Below are 18,135 nucleotides of genomic sequence, written 5' to 3' on the forward strand. Positions count from 1 at the left end.
ATGCATCTGAATATTGATAGAACCCAATTGATTAATGAAGAAGTTTCTTCAAAGGTTAAAACTTTCTTTTCAAAGGAAGGCATGCCTGTTTATGAGATAAAGGGATATTTGACAACTAGTAAATACAGACCGAAAATAGAAGCGGAAAAAATCAGCCAAGAAAATTATAGGAAGAATAATTGTCATATTTTACTTGGAATTGGATCTGGAAATATTGCCAATGAGCTTCATTCGTTATTAAGTAACAAAGAAAAGTTATTAATTATTGAACCAAACAAAAATATATTGGAGAAAATGGAAAATTTAAAATGTTTATTAGATACAGAAAAAGTAAAGATTATATCAGGTTTGCATAATGAAGAGTTGGAGAAAGTATTATATTCTTTAGTGAAAGAATATAACAATAGGATACAATTAATCATCTCTCCTAACTATGATAAGATATATCCGAATTTCACCAAAAAAGCAATGGTGAAAATTAAAGAAATTTTAATGTTAGAGACTGTAAACAGAAATACTTTAAGTAGATTTGCTGAAAATTGGCAAGAAAATTTCATTAGAAATTTTTATTTTGCATTTCAATCTAAGCCCCTCAATACTTTAGCAGGAAAATTGAATTGTCCGGTTGTGATAGCTTCTGGAGGGCCTTCTTTAGATAAGCATTTGCTATTAATCAAAAAAAATCTTAATAAGTTTTTTCTGCTTTGTGCTGGTTCTACATTAAACACTCTATTAGATAATGGAATAGTTCCAGATGGGATAGTTTCAATTGACGGGGGTTTAGAAAATTATAATCATTTTAAAAATTTAAAAGATTTCACAATTCCCTTATTTTATTCTATGACACTTAATACAGAGATATTAAAATTGCATAGTGGTGAAAAGATTATTTTTAATAGTAAAGGTCATGATCAAAGTAATCAAATTGTTGATGAATTATTAAAATATAAGGTTGGAGAAGTTATCGGTGGAGGCTCGGTTGCAAACTTTACTCTTGACATAGCCAATAAATTGACCAACGGTCCAGTGTGTCTTATCGGCCAAGATTTAGCATATACGGATAATGCTTCGCATGCTATTGGAAATATAAATTTCTCGAAAATTGATAAAGTTAAAATGAATGAACGAAAAATGTTCGAAATAGATGGATATCACGGAGACAAGGTTTTAACGGACTATCCATTCTTTTCAATGAAAAGAGGTTTTGAACTTTACTTGAATTATCTAAATCATAGTAGAGAAGTATATAATTGTACTGAGGGAGGAGCATTCATTAACGGGTGTGTAAATACTCCATTTAAATCGTTTATAAATGAATTTTGTAAAGAAAAAATTTCAAAGGAGTTCTTACAATTATTCAGTAGTGAGAATTATATAAAGACTAATGAAAATTGGGAAAAATTATATGAAATTATGAATGGAGAAAAAGAAAAATGCCAACAGGCTCAAGCTTTATGTACAGTAGCCCTAGATATATTACTCAAATTAAATCCCCAAAAACCAATCTTTAACATAAAAACCAATAAGAAATTAGAAAAATCAGACAAAAAACTAAAATTACTTTTAAATAGTGGATTATTATTCTATTTATTTGGAGAAGTAATTCACTCTGTTAATAATAATTTTTTGGAAAAAGAATCTGAAACTTTTGAGATGAATCAAAAGAGAATCTATTTAAAATCATTGGCCCTTTACGAAGGGATTCAAATTTCTTTGCAAAAAGCTATACATTATTATCAAGAATTACTGAACGATATATCACAGGAGTTGATAAAGGGTGAATGAGATGGATAAGGAATTAATTCAAAATAATATATATTTTCTAAAAGAATATATTCCAAAATTAATTGTTGGAATTGAAACTGAAGTTGAATTATTAATGAAAAATAATGAAAAGTCAGCATTTGAATTATTTTACAAAATTCTTGAAGGTTTAGAATGGACTATCAGGTCAATTAATAGTTTGGAGGAAGTTGGGTACCTGACAGATTTAAAAATGAATAAAATGAATGAAACTCTATTCGAGACTGAATCAGCCTTTCAGAAAAAAGACTTTGTATTGCTAGGTGATTTATTAAAATATGAAATTGAAGAGTTGCTAATAAATTGGGAAAAGAAAGTGAACTTTCTAGGTGATATTAGGTGAAATTTCAAGAAATATCGACAAGAACTAAACCTACTGTTTTAGTAACTAAGGAAACAGAAGCATTCTATTTACATAGCAAGTATGATCCAGTTTTTGAAGCGGAAAAATGGTTTGAAGGCATCGACCCACAAAAGTTAAAGCGGGCGATACAAGTGGTTCTTGGAATCGGTGTTGGACATCATATCCGGGTCATGCTGAAAGAATTGCCCCACATCAAAAAGATTATTATCTTTGATTTTAATGACCACTTTACCGATTGGATTTTAAAGAGTGGCTTAGTTGATGATTTAATCTCAGATGAAAGAGTTGAATACCGCTCCATCAAAGAACAAAGAGATTTAGAATACTTCGCATTAACTATTAATAAAGATATGATAATTTATCAGCCTGCTTTGAAAATATTTTCTAGAATTTTTTTAAAAATAAGGAACAAATTAGAAAATTATATTATTCAAGAACGGACAATTATTGATCAAAATGAAGATTTTCAAAAGAATTTTGATTTGAATTTAAAGCAGAATGATAAAGGTATTGGAGAATACGTAAAGCCACAACAAGATTCAATGATTTTAGTATCGGCGGGACCTTCTTTAACAAAACAACTAGATTATTTACAGGATGCTTCAAAAAGTAATAAACATTGCATTGGTGCTGTAGGAACTGCTTATAAACCTTTAGTCAAAAAGGGGATAATTCCCGATTTTGTTATGATTTCTGATCCTAGTGACTTAATACAAGAACAATTTGAAGGTTGTAACACTTTGCAGACTTCCCTGTTTTATTTAAGTACAGCTAATCATGGTGCTGTTTCTAGTTTTAAGGGTCAAAGATATATTGTTTGGCAAGAGGGATATAATCGGGCCGAAGATCAAGCGATTTTAAGGAATGAGCCATTAATACAAACGGGGGGGTCTGTGGCTACATGTTTACTTGATTTAATGATATTTTTAGGGGCTAGAAGAATTGCGCTAATTGGTCAGGATTTAGCTTATACAAATAATAAAAGTCATGCTAATTTCACACATGCTTCACGGGAAATTTCTGATTTAGCATTCTTGAGGAAAGTACCCAATTTCTATCAAGATGGTTTTGTACACACTCCTAAGAACTTATCAATTTATTTAGAGTGGTTTGAAGTTTATATAGGGAACAAGGAGGACATTGAATTTTGGAATTGCACGGAAGGTGGCGCTTATATACAAGGTTGGAACCACGAATCTTTTGAAAAGTTTTTGGGGTGGGACTAATAAAAAATAGATAACCTAAGAGCTATTATTAAGCTCTGAGTAGATGGTCCACAAGCTGAGGCAAGGGATTCTAGACCGGTAGTTTATATATGTTTAAGTTTAGAATTATCTATTGGCTAAGTCGATGGGAATGTTCAAAAACTAACAGTTCATAGTATTCTGTCTTTGTGTATCAATCAAAAGTGTAAATAACAATATTGTTTAATATTCTACTAAACTTCCTAAGTAATTTCTCCGATACTACTTATATGACCACTAGGAGGATCAGAAGATGATTGATAAAGTGACAGGCGGAGTTTCAGGAGTACAATCATTTACTAGATTAGAGAATCAAACAAGCGAAGAAGTGAAACAAATTCAAGCACAGGAACGACACCATGAAGAAACAACAGCAAAAGAACCTGTCACCAAAGAAAAAATGGAAGATGTCGTTCATGGGATGAATGAGTTTATGTCCACTTCGAACACACACCTCAAATTTGAATTTCATGATAAATTAAAAGAATACTATGTGACGATTGTCGATGATCGTACGCAGGAGATAGTGAAGGAAATACCGGCAAAGAGAATTCTTGATATGCATGCCGCAATGACGGAATTTGTTGGTTTTATGGTCGATAAGAAGGTTTAATGGAAGGAGATACATATGGCTGATATGCGAATTGGTGGACTTGCCAGTGGTATGGACACGGATCAAATCATAAAGGATTTAATGAAGGCGGAACGAATTCCTTTAAATAAACTGGAACAGAAGAAGCAATACCTTGAATGGCAGCGTGATGATTACCGGGATTTGAATAAGATGATGTTTGAATTTAGTAATAATATTTTTGACGGTGTGATGAAGCAGGGGACGTATACGCAGAAGACGATTACGGTCTCAAATCCGAATGAAGTTTCGGTTAAAAACATCAATTCAACTACGGATTTCACCGGAACATTAAAGGTGGAGAAGCTGGCTACTGCTGCTACTATGTATAGTTCGGCTATTACTCAGTCTGGCGGGGGAGCATTTGATCCTAAGAAAAAATTGAGTGAGTCGTTCGGCATGACTGGTGAGCAAAGTATTAAAGTGAAGGCAATCAAAGCAGACGGAACAATGGCGGCTGATTTTACTGAAATTAAATTCACAGCTGAAGATGAGACGTTAGACAGTCTGATTGCGAAGATTAATGCCCAGACCGGGGTAACCATGTTTTATGATCAACAAACGAAACAAATGTCTGTTATGAGTAAGAATACCGGCAGCAATTCCACCGGTCCGGAAATAGAACTGCAAGGGGCTTTATTTACTTCGCATTTAAACCTCGATGCAGACAATGATACTGCTCTCATAAATAATAAAGGTTCCATCGGAGAAAATGCCAAATTTACATACAACGGAATGGCAACTGAACGGTCCTCCAACACGTTTACCATCAATGGTTTTGAACTGACCTTGAAGAATGCATCAAACACAAATGTAACTTTTGCTTCACAACCCGACACCGACAAAATCCTGGATAAAATCGTCAAATTCGTCGACGAATACAACAAACTCATCGAAAAAGTAAACGGTGAAGTAAACGAAAGGAAATACCGTGACTTCCAACCCTTGACTGCGGAACAAAAAGAGTCAATGGAAGAAAAAGAAATCGAACTATGGGAAGAAAAGTCCCGAAGCGGTACTCTGCGAAACGATTCTGTTCTGACATCTGGTCTCAACAAAATGAGAACAGATCTTTACTCACCAATATCTGGTGGCACATCAGGAATTAGTCAGTTAGCTCAAATCGGTATCGAAACATCAAGTAATTACCTTGATCGTGGAAAGCTGATTATTGATGAAAATAAACTGAAAGAAGCGATTTCCAAAGACCCGAATGCGATTTATGAGATTTTTGCTAAAGATGGTGCGACGTCAAATGAACAGGGGATCGCGCGTCGTTTACGTGATACGTTGAAAGACACAATGGACAGCATCGAGCAAAAAGCAGGGAAAGCTTCGAGCACCAATAATACATTTACACTGGGCCGTTTACTAAATAACATGGACAGCCAAATGGACCGATTTGAGGACCGGCTGATCCAAGTCGAAGACCGCTACTGGCGCCAATTCACCGCCATGGAAAAAGCCATCCAGCGTTCCAACCAACAATCCATGTTTCTCATGAACCAATTCGGCGGTTAATCATCCTTAAAGGAGGGTCACTATGGCCATCAACAACCCGTATGCAGCATACCAGAACAATTCGGTCAACACCGCATCACCAGGTGAACTCACCCTTATGCTCTATAACGGAAGCCTGAAATTTATTCATATCGCGAAAAAGGCGATTGAAGATAAAAATATTGAACTGAAAAATACCAATATCCAAAAGACACAAGCCATCGTGAACGAGCTGATGGTCACATTGAACACGGATCTAAAAGTCTCTCAAAACCTCATGTCACTATACGACTACATCAACCGTCGCTTATCAGAAGCCAATATCAAAAATGATGTGACGATTTTAGAAGAAGTAGAGGGTCTCATCACTGATTTCCGTGACACATGGAAAAAGGTCATTCAACTGAACCGCCAGAAGCAGCATGCCGGACAAGGTGGACAGGCCTAATGAGCTCGGTTCTTCTGTGCTATACCATCACGAAGCAATTGAAAGAAGCATTGGAACAGGTGAATGATGAAAACCGGGAATCCGCGATTGAGGAAGTTGAATCTCTTTTAGAAAAAAGGCAGAGCGTACTTGGCACCATCAAGCCTCCTTATACGCAGGGGGAGCAGGAACTTGGCAAGCAGATGATTGGCTGGAACGGGCAAATCGATCGGCAGCTAGCTCAGTTGCGTCTTGAAATCAAGCGAGATATAAACGGCTTGACCAAGAAGAAAACGTCTGCTCAAAAATATTCAAACCCATACGGATCCTTACAATACGATGGAATGTTTTACGATAAAAAGAAATAGGTGCTTCTTTGACAATGAAACTAGGCGAAAAACAGTATGAATTGGTCAGCCAATACGTAGGGATGCTCGACACAATCGAAGAAGCGCTGAACTATGTGGAAGCAAGCTTCACGGATTTAAGTAAAACTGAAGGGGATCAGGTCCTTCCAGAAGTCTTCATGGCCATTGGTCAGATTTCAGAAAGCAATCTCTTGTTGAAAGAACCATTTGATGAGGAAGGTATTCAAAATGCTTTAACCGGATTTGATACCGTGACGGATCAGGCGTGGAAACTAGATGGACAATTGGATAACAGCGCATTCAAACAAAGTATCGTTCAGGAAAACCTGTCCCCAGCCTTTTCTGCCTGGAAAGCAACGATTGAAACCGAACTAAACCCATATCTAACACACTAAGTCTCGAATCCCAGAGGCTTTTTTCTTTTTCCAAAAACTCTCATGCTATAATAATAGTAAAATGCTGGGAGATGCCGGTATGAAAGCTAGTGTAATAGATGAGAATAGAAGATTCTGCCTTCGCTACCCTAAGGTTCATGAACATTTAGATGGGTTTGGACATGTATCCTTCCGCGTGAAGGACAAACCGTTTGTCATCATCGGGGAGACCTTATCGATTAAAACGCTCCCTGCTAACCATGAAATCCTCCTCGAACAGCCAGGTTATATCAAAGCCCCGTACATAGGTCGACATGGCTGGGTGCTGGTTGAGGTAGAGGAAGCTGGCTGGCAAGCCATAAAAGGACTGATTCGTGAGGGTTATTTGATTGCTGCACCCAAGAGACTGGCCAATCAAGTTCAGAATGGATGAAGAAAACATGATGAATTTAATCACCAATGAACTCATAAAACAAATCTTCCGACCGCGTATGTGGATTTCACTGGCACTCATCGTGTTCATCGATTCCATCGCGTCCCTTTTTGTCTATCTGCTCTTTGACGGCATCCAATTTTCATTTTGGGAGTATATGCGGATCAGCTCTAATCTCCTGATGATCATTCAACTCTTCACTCTGATCATAGCCGGGGATATCGTTTCAAGTGAATTCTCGTCTGGCACCATCAAGCTATTGCTAATCCGTCCTATTAGCCGTGTGAAAATTCTTCTTTCAAAATACATAACCGTGCTAGTCATCGCCACTGTTTTAACAGCCTCTCATTTCTTTATTTTCCGCCGTGCTCGGTTCACTGTGGTTTTATGATAGTTTCTTTGATTTGAACGAGAATTTTTTTATTGTAGCAGGTGCTTACGTACTGAGATTCATAGAAATGTTGGTGGTTTGTTCGTTTGCTGTTACCTTTTCTGTAGTAACGAGAAGCAGTTCGTTTGCGATTGGTTCTACTATTTTTCTGACCTTTTCTACCGGGACGCTGTTGATCCTGATGAACGAGCAGGGGTTGGAGTGGGGAAGATATCTGCTGTTTGCGAATACTGATTTGCAGCAGTATTTCTTTGGGACTCCGCCGTTTGAAGGAATGACGTTTTGGTTTTCGGTTGGGGTGATTGTGGTTTATTTGGTTGGGTTTGGTGGATTGGCTTGGTGGAGTTTTGGGAGGCGGGATGTGGATGTTTAGTAGATTGTTTTTGTACCAGGTACAATTAATATCATCTGTACCTGGTACAAAAGGCAGTAAATGTACCTGGTACAAATAGGCTCATGTGTACCAGGTACAAATCTAAACTTCCCATCTCACTCAATGAAACTCATTTAAGCAGGAGTTTTTCGAATTATGTCGAATTAGAATACTTGTACCTTTATCTTGGAAAGGAAGAGTATATGACAAGAAATCTTAGAATCTGGTACCCTGGAGCCATTTATCACATAACTGCCCGTGGAAACAGAAAAAACAATCTATTTAGAGATAGAAAAGACTATCTACATTATTTATCATTAATTCAAAGAGCTAAAGAAAGAACCCCATTCCTTCTTCACTCCTATTGCCTCATGCCCAATCATGTTCATCTCATTATTGGAACACTAAATGATTCTCCTTCAGACGTTATCCATTACACTCACTCCATTTATGCTAGGTACTTTAACCGAAAATATCATTATATAGGACATGTGTTTCAGGATCGGTACTTTGCCAAACTAATTAAAAACTCTAAGCAGTTGATAGATACGAGCAGTTATATTCATTTGGATCCGGTAAAGTCGAATTACTCCAAGAAGCCTGAAGACTATCATTGGAGCAGCTATAAAAGCTATATAACTCCAGGTTTCAAGTCAATTATTGATAGTCAAAAGATTCTTTCAAATCTTGGGGATTACCCACATGAGAAGTATAAATTTTATGTAGAAACGAAATTTAGAATCAAGGATTGGGACCAACCTCTTTTAAAATCTTGATTTCATTTTTGTACCTGGTACATTTACTACTAGATTGTACCAGGTACAACTACACCCGAATGTACCAGGTACAATCCGCATCATCTGTACCAGGTACAAAATCTAGTTATTGTCTCCCGTTAATAACCACATTCACAATTCCGACCCAAACTCTCCACAAAACCTCACAATTCCCACCGTTTAATCCCCCAAAAAAGAGAGATAATAATACTACAAAGAGTGCCAGGTGAACTCAAAACACAGGCAACCACCACCTCACTCTTAACCACTCTCCACTCCCGTCACACCAACACTTTCGACATCACTTTACAAACTTCACGAAAAATTGACAAAAAATTTAGAATGTTTAAGAAGGAATAATCAAGGGAATGGAGAATATATAAACATAGCTTTATTTTTAAAAGGAGGAGTTTACATGTTGAACTACAACATTCGAGGCGAGAACATTGAGGTAACTCCAGCGATTCGCGAACACGTGGAGAAGAAGATTGGTAAGTTAGACCGTTACTTTAATGAAACTCCTGATGCAAATGTACATGTTAATTTAAAAGTGTATCCTGATAAAAATACGAAAACTGAAGTGACTATTCCAATGCCGCAATTAGTTCTACGTGCAGAGGAACGCAACGCAGATATGTATGCGGCCATTGATCTGATAGTAGATAAATTGGAGCGTCAAATTCGCAAGCATAAGACAAGAGTGAACCGTAAGATGCGTGAAAAGGGCAGCCCGAAGGAGTTCTTCGCGGCTCAGGAAGATTTGAATCATGTTTCTCCTAACGGCGCAGCTGCTGTTGAACTGGAGGAAGAGGACGATACGGAAGTAGTAAGAACAAAGCAGTTCAATCTTAAACCGATGGACAGCGAAGAAGCGATCCTGCAGATGAATATGCTGGGTCACACATTCTTCATCTTCACAGACGCAGAAACAAACGCAACGAACATTGTGTACAAGCGTCGTGATGGCAAGTACGGCTTAATTGAAACAAACTAATCTGAATAACCTTAAATCCTGTAGTCTCCTGGACTACAGGATTTTTCATAAAAGAAGGATTTATTTTCCTTTTGTCGAATCTTGATAGTATAAAATAAGGGTTTTTTAACTTGACGCTTTAATCTAAAGGAGGAATTCACCATGACGTATTCCATTGTAGGCTTTGACCCGGAAGAGAAAGAATGGGGGATTGCAGTCCAGTCCAAGTTCCTTGGAGTTGGATCGGTTGTTCCGTTTGCGAAAGCGGGAGTCGGGGCGGTGGCGACCCAGTCGTACGCCAATACTTCTTACGGCCCGCAGGCGCTTCAACTGATGGAGGAAGGCAAGACGGCGGAAGAGGCACTTGATATCATCACAAAGGATGACCCGGAGCGCCCGTTGCGCCAGGTGGGATTGATCGATGCGTGTGGCAACCCCGCCACTTTTACCGGTGAAGGCTGCTATGAATGGGCAGGTGGACAGACAGGAAAGCATTTTGCAGCTCAGGGGAATATTTTAGTAGACGATCAAACCGTGAAGGCGATGGCAGAAACCTTTGAGTCCACCACTGGATCATTGGCTGAAAGGCTGCTCCACGCCCTCGATGCCGGCCAGGAAGCAGGCGGTGATTCCCGCGGCATGCAGTCCGCTGCCCTTTTAGTCGTAAAAGAAAGAGGGGGATACGGCGGGTTCAATGATCGGTATATTGATCTGAGGGTCGACGATCACGCATCACCTATTAAGGAATTGAAGCGGATCTATCATTTGCACCAGCTGTATTTTAAAGAGTCGGATGTCGGCAGGGTGGTGCTTCTTGAAGGTGATATTCAGGATGAAGTGGAACGTGAACTCACCCGTCTTGGCTATGCGAAAGAAAAGCAGTCCCTCCATCAGAATTTGAAAGACTACCTCCACACGGAAAACTTTGAAATGCGTGAGCAGGAGGAGAATTATATCGATTTGGATGTCTTGGATTATATGAAAAAACAAGGAAGATAATTGTAAAAAGAACCAGTCGGAAAGTGATTGGTTCTTTTTTCTTGTTTTAAAACAGTTTAATGCTTGGCTGAAATGTTATATAATGAACCTTTGTGTACGGGACTCAGAGAAGTTGGAGGTAAATACAAACATGAGTACAGTCGGAAGAAATGAACCATGCCCATGTGGCAGTGGAAAGAAATATAAGAAATGCTGTGAAAACGTTGTGAATATAGATACGCTGGTGAGTCAGGAGTTGGATGTGCTGCAGGCACAGCTTTATGATTTCATCGCTACGGCCCAGTCTGCCGAGATGGAAGAATCCTACCATCACTATCTGTCCAAGATGGATTTGATGCAGGCAGATCCCGATATATATGAAATGGCATTTGTCAGCTGGTACGGAGCGACTCAGAAGGATGCTGACGGTGTTCGTTTGATCGAACGATTTGTCGATAAGCAGCTGAGCACGGTGACTCGACCACAGACAGCTGAGGTATTGGAATCGTGGAAGAATGTAAGGGTGACAGCTGGTACGGTAGAGAAGCTTGATGACAATACATTGCGTGTCGGTGAAGCCATCACGGGAGATACCCTTATCGTGACGGAAAAATTCGGTAAGCTTGAAGAGAACAGCTTCTTCCTGGGATTACTATTGCCGAACGGGGAGAAATATCTTCCGTTTGCTCAATACTTCATTTATCCAGCGATTGAAAAAGCTGCGATGGAGTTAGTGAAGATCCGTTTCGAACAGGGTGAGCTTGAAACTCTCCATGATTACTTATCAGGTCAGTACCTGGAAATCGCGGATGTCGGATTCGTCCTTTACAGTGCGGAGAAGAAGAAGGCCGGAAAAGCAGCATCTAAATCTGCCGATGTTAATGGAGACAATGATGAAGAAGAAAACACCGAGGATTCCATTGAAGGAGTCGAAATCTGGAAGACGCCGGAATACAACGAAGCGATCACCTCTCTTCAAACCTTCCTGACTGAAAAAGGGGAAGACAAAAAGGAAAGTGAACTGCTAGTAGCCGTATTGGAAAAATACTTCTACACAGAACGTCCAACGATCCGCAACCCGAAAATCTACTCGGGAGCTATGGTCGACATGGCGAAAAACATCGACGAAATCAGTATCCGCCACGTTCAAAAGGAACTTGCGGAATACTTCGATGTCTCTGCTAACAGCATCTCAAGACGAAGCAAGCAAATCTGGGAAAGCTACCAGGACACCGTCAGTGAACTCCTGAAAGCAACCAACGCCTAAACCTAACTGAATACGCATCCTACGAAAGTCGTCTGATAAAGGCGGCTTTTTTTGAGGGACGGACCTCCCAAATCATGACCAATAAGGAAAGAAAGCTTGATATGAAAGCATTCATTTCTCCAAAGGACAGCAATAGGGAGGTCCGTCCCTCAAAGCCTTAAGTTGTAACCGATATGGGATAGTGGTAAGATTGATAGGGAAAATATCGTGTTTGTGTGGGAGGATAATTGGTTTTAGTAGCGAATTTTAAGTAGAGTGATGTGAAGTGATTCTACTTATTTTTTACAGAGAATTCACATATTTCTCATGGGAATCTCATTTACTTTCGGTATACTGGTGACGTTTGGCTCTCATTCCAACACAGATAAAGGAGCGTTTATACATGCTTGGTCTATTAAATAAAGTGTTCGATGCGAATAAAAGAGAATTAAAGAGGCTGGAGAAACTGGCCGATCAAATAGAAGAATTAGGTCCCGATATGGAGCGTCTCACGGATGATGAAATCCGTGAAAGAACGGAGCGTTTCAAAGAGCGTTATCAAAAGGGTGAAGATCTTGAGGACATGCTCGTAGAAGCATTTGCAGTCGTACGGGAAGCGGCCCGCCGGGTTCTTGGTTTATATCCTTACCGCGTTCAGCTCATGGGTGGTGTTTCCCTTCACGGCGGGAACATTTCCGAGATGAAAACCGGTGAAGGTAAAACCCTGACGGCGACAATGCCTGTTTACTTAAATGCCATCACGGGAAAAGGCGTTCACGTTATCACAGTCAACGACTATTTGGCCAGCCGTGATGCTGAGGAAATGGGTAAACTCTACAATTTCTTAGGACTGACTGTAGGGCTCAATCTCAACTCAATGTCTAAAGATGAAAAACGTGAAGCTTATTCTGCAGACATCACATACGGTACGAATAACGAATTCGGCTTCGATTACCTTCGTGATAACATGGTTCTGTACAAAGACCAAATGGTTCAGCGCAGCCTTCATTTTGCCGTCATCGATGAGGTCGACTCCATCTTGATTGATGAAGCACGTACACCATTGATCATTTCAGGTAACGCCCAGCGCACGCCTCAGCTTTACATTCAGGCGAATGCTGTGGTCCGTACTCTGAAAAAAGAAGAAGATTACACATATGATGAAAAAACAAAGGGTGTTCAATTAACGGAAGACGGAATCAGCAAGGTAGAAAGAGCCTTCCATATTGAGAACCTGTTCGATATTTCACACGTAACCCTTAACCACCACATCAACCAGGCATTAAAAGCCCACGTAAGTATGCATCGTGATGTGGATTATGTGGTTCAGGAAGGCGAAATCATCATCGTTGACTCCTTCACGGGTCGCTTGATGAAGGGACGCCGTTACAGTGATGGACTTCACCAATCAATCGAAGCTAAAGAAGGCCTTGAAATTCAGAATGAAAGCATGACCATGGCAACGATCACGTTCCAGAACTACTTCCGTATGTACGAAAAACTGTCCGGTATGACCGGTACAGCGAAGACGGAAGAAGAAGAGTTCCGTAATATCTACAATATGAACGTTATTGTCATTCCTACAAATAGACCAATCGTTCGTGATGACCGTGCTGATTTAATTTACGCGTCCATCGAAGGGAAGTTCAACGCCGTAGTTGAAGACATTAAAGAGCGTCATGAAAAAGGACAGCCTATACTGGTCGGTACGGTTGCCGTTGAAACGTCAGAATTGATTTCTAAGCTCCTCACGAAAAAAGGCGTTCGCCATAACGTCTTGAATGCGAAAAACCATGGCCGTGAAGCGGAAATTATTTTAGAAGCTGGTCAGCCTGGTGCTGTTACGATCGCGACGAATATGGCCGGTCGTGGTACGGATATCAAACTTGGCGAAGGCGTCATCGATGTTGGCGGTCTTGCAGTCATCGGTACGGAGCGTCACGAATCACGCCGTATTGATAATCAACTTCGTGGACGTTCCGGACGTCAGGGAGATCCAGGGGTTACTCAATTCTATCTTTCAATGGAAGATGAATTGATGCGAAGGTTCGGCTCTGACAATATGAAGAGCATGATGGAACGCCTTGGAATGGATGATTCCCAGCCGATTCAAAGTAAAATGGTCAGCCGTGCTGTAGAATCGGCTCAAAAACGAGTGGAAGGTAACAACTTCGACGCTCGTAAGCAGCTTCTTCAATATGATGATGTCCTGCGTCAACAGCGTGAAATCATCTACAAGCAGCGTAATGAAGTCATCGACTCTGAAAACCTTCGAGACATCGTTGAAGGCATGATCAAATCAGTCATTGAACGTCAAGTAGCGGCTCATACGGCAGAAGAAGAAATGGAACATTGGAATCTTCAAGGTATAGTTGATTACGTCAACGCCAACCTTCTACCGGAAAATGACGTCACAGTCGACGATCTTCGTGGCAAAGAAGCCGATGAAATGATGGCTCTCATTTTTGAAGATGTGCAGCATCGTTACAATGAAAAAGAAGAGCAGCTGACACCGGAGCAGATGCGTGAGTTTGAAAAGGTCATCCTGCTTCGCGCAGTTGATACGAAATGGATTGATCACATCGATGCCATGGATCAGCTTCGTCAGGGTATCCACCTCCGTGCATACGGACAGAACGATCCACTGCGTGAGTACCAGCATGAAGGATTTGCCATGTTCGAAAGCATGGTACTCGCCATCGAAGAAGATGTGGCAAAATACGTCATGAAAGCGGAAATCCGCAACAACCTGGAACGCCAGGAAGTAGCCAAAGGCCAAGCGGTCAACCCGAAAGAAGACGGAGCAAAAGCCAAAAAACAACCAGTCCGCAAACAAGCAGACGTCGGACGCAACGACCCATGCCCATGCGGAAGCGGCAAAAAATACAAACACTGCCACGGCATAACAGGATAATATTTACGATTTGAAGATGATACCTGGGACTTATTTTGCTAAAATAAATCCCAGGTACTTTTCCGTTTTTTATAGGTGTAGTATGTAGGCTTTTTTGTACCAGGTACAATTGACAGAGATTGTACCTGGTACAAAACTGATATAATGTACCAGGTACAAACAAAAACAAAATCACAACAACCCAAATAACTATAGAGGTGACCACACATGGAACTATCAGAAATCAGAGCAGAATTAGAAAAATCAGCTAAAACATTAGCGGACTTCAGGGGGTCTCTTTGACTTAGAAAACAAAGAGGCCAGAATCCAGGAACTTGACGAAATCATGGTCCAGCCCGACTTCTGGGATGACCAGCAAACAGCACAAGGGCTGATCAATGAAGGAAACGGCTTGAAGGAACTTGTCAATGAATACAAATCATTGCTTGAATCTCAGGAAAACCTCGAATTGACCCTTGAGCTGGTCAAAGAAGAACCGGACGAAGAACTGCAAAAGGATATGGAAGAAGAGCTTGCTGACTTGATTAAACGTTTAAATGACTACGAGCTGCAGCTTCTTCTAAGCGAAGAACACGATAAAAACAATGCGATCCTTGAACTGCATCCCGGTGCAGGAGGAACCGAGTCCCAGGATTGGGGTTCCATGCTTCTCCGCATGTACACACGTTGGGGTGAAAAACGCGGATTCAAGGTGGAAACCCTTGATTACCTTCCAGGAGATGAAGCGGGAATCAAGAGTGTAACGTTAGCGATCAAGGGTCACAACGCATACGGTTATCTAAAAGCCGAAAAAGGCGTACACCGTCTTGTTCGTATTTCACCGTTCGATTCATCGGGCCGTCGTCACACTTCCTTCGTGTCTTGCGAAGTGATGCCAGAGTTTAATGAAGAAATTGAAATCGACATCCGTACTGAAGATCTGAAAATCGATACGTACCGTGCAAGTGGAGCCGGCGGTCAGCACATCAATACGACCGACTCAGCTGTCCGTATTACTCACTTACCGACCAACGTCGTGGTAACATGTCAATCGGAGCGTTCTCAAATCAAGAACCGTGAGTCAGCGATGAAAATGCTGAAAGCGAAGCTCTACCAGAAGCGGATCGAAGAGCAGGAGCAGGAACTTGCTGAAATCCGTGGAGAGCAAAAGGAAATCGGATGGGGAAGCCAGATTCGTTCCTACGTCTTCCATCCTTATTCCATGGTCAAAGACCACAGAACCAACACAGAATCAGGAAACGTACAAGGCGTCATGGACGGCGACATCGATACATTCATCAACGCCTACCTGCGATCCAAAATAAAATAATACACGATAAAAAAACTGACCTCGCCAACCACTGGTGAGGTCAGTTTTTTTAATCTTTTTGAGGGACGGACCTCTAATCAGCACAATAGAGCCAATGTTTCGCCCCCAGCGAAGGTCCGTCCCTCAACCTCACCTCATTAATGCTTTAACACGTTATTGAACTGTTATTTACACCTTTAGGCACCCATGCTATACTCTCAAAGGTTGATACAGAGGGATTCAAGGGAGGTATCACCCTTAATATCATCGTCATCAATAAAAATAGAAGTGCTACTTTTTTTGGATGCACATGTATACTCTTTCACAAACAACACGCGCCTATTAAAGGTCCGTCCCTCGAGGAGAGTTGCATCAAAGGAAGGGTTTGTACTCATACTATTAATACATAGGCTAAAGGAGTCGTACTGGATGGGTTTGAAGGAAAGGCGTCGCGAGCAGGCATTTAATCCGCGGAAAGAAAAGTTGTTAGAGTATTTGTTTGTTGTGTTTGGGTCAACAATTGTGGCCATTGCGTTTAATGTTTTCTTACTTCCGAATGAAGTAGCTTCAGGAGGGGTGAGCGGGATATCGACGATTTTGAATGGATTGTTTGACTGGAAGCCTGCATTCGTTCAGTGGGCTTTCAATATTCCATTATTCATAGCCGGACTGATCTTCCTGGGTCTTCAATTCGGAGTTAAGACAGCCATCGGCACGGTGTTTTTACCACTAGTCGTATTCTTGACCGAGGACTGGAAACCTTGGACGGAAGATCCCCTGCTTGGAGCCCTTTTCGGAGGGATAGGGGTAGGACTTGGGTTAGGAATCGTCTTTCGTGGAAGAGCTTCCACTGGAGGGACGGACCTTGCCGCCCAAATCGTCAATAAGTTCACAGGGTTCTCACTCGGAACATGTGTGGCCATGATCGACGGCATGATTGTCCTGTCCGCAGCCATTGTCTATGATATCGAACGTGGATTATATGCCTTGATCGGGTTGTACGTAACAAGTAAAACCATTGATCTGGTTCAGGTTGGTATAAGCAGATCCAAAATGGCGCTGATCATCACTACCCGCCAGGAAGAAGTTCGTGAAGGAATTCTGAATAAAATTGACCGTGGAGTGACAAAACTATCAGCATACGGTGGTTACACGGATGATGAGCGCCCGATCCTCATGTGTGTCGTGGACCAGACAGAATTCACAAAACTGAAACAACTGGTCAAAACCATTGACCCCGCTGCATTCGTCGTCACAATGGACGCTTCGGAAGTTCTCGGGGAAGGTTTCAAACGGGTTTAAACTTGGTATAATTATGTAAGGGAGGGACGGACCTCACATCCGCGACTCTGAAAATGGATTCCTAGGGGGATAATAAATGAAGAAAAAGCTACTTGGTGTTCTTTTTGGCGCTTCATTGTTACTTGCAGCCTGCGGTGGAGACGGCAGCGACAGTACAGAAACAAGCTCCGGTGGAGTAGACCCTGAAAAAATCGTAAATAATAAGTGCACCAGCTGCCATGGTGGGAACCTTGAAGGCGGAATGGGACCGGCCCTGAAAAATATCGGTGCTGAACTAAGCAAAGATGAAATCCGAGAAACGATTAAAAATGGTAAAGGCCAAATGCCTCCTGGACTCATTGAAGGTGAGGAAGCAGACGCAGTGGCTGAATGGTTATCGAAGAAGAAATAAGATCGGGTGAAGAATCCAATATTGGATTCTTCTTTTATTTTTTGACGAGAACTAAGTCAATTGGATATTAAAATCTAAAGGTTTTTTAAAGACAACCCTCAACCTAGTAAATATCCACAGACTTTTTCGGTTCCTTCTTTAAGTCTTTGTTACAGAAATTTTTCGCATGAAATCCGTTATTTGTAATTTCCTCTAACAAGCAGACTTATAACCTAGTAACTTCATCAGATTACCATCATCTTAGTATTTGTCATGACAAGAACCTCGTATGTAAGTATCTGGTACTAGTACCAGATACTAGATAAAAAGAACTATAAATTTATCTGATTATAGGTAAAATCGACAACAAAACAGGTAAT

At 40.8% G+C, this 18,135-nt stretch carries 19 protein-coding genes; all 19 read left to right on the forward strand.

Annotated elements, in window-relative coordinates; translation table 11 throughout:
- The 19 genes from ACSQ2E_RS02600 (at position 1) to cccB (ending at position 17,776) form a co-directional block, all read left to right on the forward strand.
- Positions 1-1,785 carry a motility associated factor glycosyltransferase family protein gene (locus tag ACSQ2E_RS02600; RefSeq protein WP_435989215.1) on the forward strand — a complete coding sequence of 595 codons (1,785 nt, stop codon included), beginning with the start codon at positions 1-3 and terminating at the stop codon, positions 1,783-1,785.
- The gene (locus ACSQ2E_RS02605) at positions 1,778-2,146 is read left to right on the forward strand and encodes a hypothetical protein (protein ID WP_435989216.1); all 369 of its coding nucleotides are present in this window, start codon (positions 1,778-1,780) and stop codon (positions 2,144-2,146) included. Before ACSQ2E_RS02600 ends, ACSQ2E_RS02605 begins: the two co-directional genes overlap by 8 nt.
- Positions 2,143-3,393 (forward strand): motility associated factor glycosyltransferase family protein, encoded by a 1,251-nt coding sequence (locus ACSQ2E_RS02610; protein WP_435989217.1) that lies wholly within the window; start codon positions 2,143-2,145, stop codon positions 3,391-3,393. The genes ACSQ2E_RS02605 and ACSQ2E_RS02610 overlap by 4 nt, the downstream gene beginning before the upstream one ends.
- A gap of 271 nt (positions 3,394-3,664) precedes the next feature.
- On the forward strand, positions 3,665-4,024 hold the full coding sequence (gene flaG, locus ACSQ2E_RS02615; RefSeq protein WP_435989218.1) for a flagellar protein FlaG: 360 nt from the start codon (positions 3,665-3,667) through the stop codon (positions 4,022-4,024).
- A 15-nt stretch (positions 4,025-4,039) separates the two neighbouring features.
- Positions 4,040-5,563 (forward strand): flagellar hook-associated protein 2, encoded by a 1,524-nt coding sequence (locus ACSQ2E_RS02620; protein ID WP_435989219.1) that lies wholly within the window; start codon positions 4,040-4,042, stop codon positions 5,561-5,563.
- 22 nt (positions 5,564-5,585) lie between these two features.
- Positions 5,586-5,990, forward strand: coding sequence for a flagellar export chaperone FliS (gene fliS, locus ACSQ2E_RS02625; RefSeq protein ID WP_435989220.1), 405 nt, complete (start codon positions 5,586-5,588; stop codon positions 5,988-5,990).
- Positions 5,990-6,337 (forward strand): flagellar protein FliT, encoded by a 348-nt coding sequence (locus tag ACSQ2E_RS02630; RefSeq protein WP_435989221.1) that lies wholly within the window; start codon positions 5,990-5,992, stop codon positions 6,335-6,337. The genes fliS and ACSQ2E_RS02630 overlap by 1 nt, the downstream gene beginning before the upstream one ends.
- A gap of 14 nt (positions 6,338-6,351) precedes the next feature.
- A complete protein-coding gene (locus ACSQ2E_RS02635) occupies positions 6,352-6,732 on the forward strand; it encodes a hypothetical protein (protein WP_435989222.1) in 381 nt (126 codons plus the stop codon).
- A gap of 79 nt (positions 6,733-6,811) precedes the next feature.
- Positions 6,812-7,144, forward strand: coding sequence for an MmcQ/YjbR family DNA-binding protein (locus ACSQ2E_RS02640; protein ID WP_435989223.1), 333 nt, complete (start codon positions 6,812-6,814; stop codon positions 7,142-7,144).
- 7 nt (positions 7,145-7,151) lie between these two features.
- Entirely contained in the window at positions 7,152-7,535 is a 384-nt protein-coding gene (locus ACSQ2E_RS02645; RefSeq protein ID WP_435989224.1) for an ABC transporter permease, read from the forward strand.
- A 13-nt stretch (positions 7,536-7,548) separates the two neighbouring features.
- Positions 7,549-7,908, forward strand: coding sequence for an ABC transporter permease (locus ACSQ2E_RS02650; RefSeq protein WP_435989225.1), 360 nt, complete (start codon positions 7,549-7,551; stop codon positions 7,906-7,908).
- A 203-nt stretch (positions 7,909-8,111) separates the two neighbouring features.
- Positions 8,112-8,684: a transposase gene (locus tag ACSQ2E_RS02655; protein ID WP_435989226.1), complete on the forward strand. Its 573-nt coding sequence runs from the start codon at positions 8,112-8,114 to the stop codon at positions 8,682-8,684.
- Positions 8,685-9,099: 415 nt separating this feature from the next.
- Positions 9,100-9,678 carry a ribosome hibernation-promoting factor, HPF/YfiA family gene (gene hpf / locus ACSQ2E_RS02660; protein ID WP_044338351.1) on the forward strand — a complete coding sequence of 193 codons (579 nt, stop codon included), beginning with the start codon at positions 9,100-9,102 and terminating at the stop codon, positions 9,676-9,678.
- A gap of 141 nt (positions 9,679-9,819) precedes the next feature.
- Positions 9,820-10,656, forward strand: a complete 837-nt coding sequence (locus tag ACSQ2E_RS02665) for a DUF1028 domain-containing protein (RefSeq protein ID WP_435989227.1) — start codon at positions 9,820-9,822, stop codon at positions 10,654-10,656.
- Positions 10,657-10,786: 130 nt separating this feature from the next.
- Positions 10,787-11,902: a YecA family protein gene (locus tag ACSQ2E_RS02670; RefSeq protein ID WP_435989228.1), complete on the forward strand. Its 1,116-nt coding sequence runs from the start codon at positions 10,787-10,789 to the stop codon at positions 11,900-11,902.
- Between the two features lie 382 nt (positions 11,903-12,284).
- Positions 12,285-14,795: a preprotein translocase subunit SecA gene (secA, locus tag ACSQ2E_RS02675; RefSeq protein ID WP_435989229.1), complete on the forward strand. Its 2,511-nt coding sequence runs from the start codon at positions 12,285-12,287 to the stop codon at positions 14,793-14,795.
- Positions 14,796-15,002: 207 nt separating this feature from the next.
- A protein-coding gene (gene prfB, locus ACSQ2E_RS02680) for a peptide chain release factor 2 (protein ID WP_435989230.1) occupies positions 15,003-16,104 on the forward strand; the annotation gives its coding sequence in 2 pieces (ribosomal slippage) (positions 15,003-15,074 and positions 15,076-16,104; 1,101 coding nt in all).
- A gap of 408 nt (positions 16,105-16,512) precedes the next feature.
- On the forward strand, positions 16,513-17,385 hold the full coding sequence (locus tag ACSQ2E_RS02685) for a YitT family protein (RefSeq protein WP_435989231.1): 873 nt from the start codon (positions 16,513-16,515) through the stop codon (positions 17,383-17,385).
- A 76-nt stretch (positions 17,386-17,461) separates the two neighbouring features.
- Positions 17,462-17,776, forward strand: a complete 315-nt coding sequence (cccB, locus tag ACSQ2E_RS02690; protein ID WP_435989232.1) for a cytochrome c551 — start codon at positions 17,462-17,464, stop codon at positions 17,774-17,776.
- The last annotated feature ends 359 nt before the right edge of the window (positions 17,777-18,135 follow it).

This window comes from Rossellomorea sp. LjRoot5, from assembly GCF_964253455.1.
Taxonomy (GTDB): Bacteria; Bacillota; Bacilli; order Bacillales; family Bacillaceae_B; genus Rossellomorea.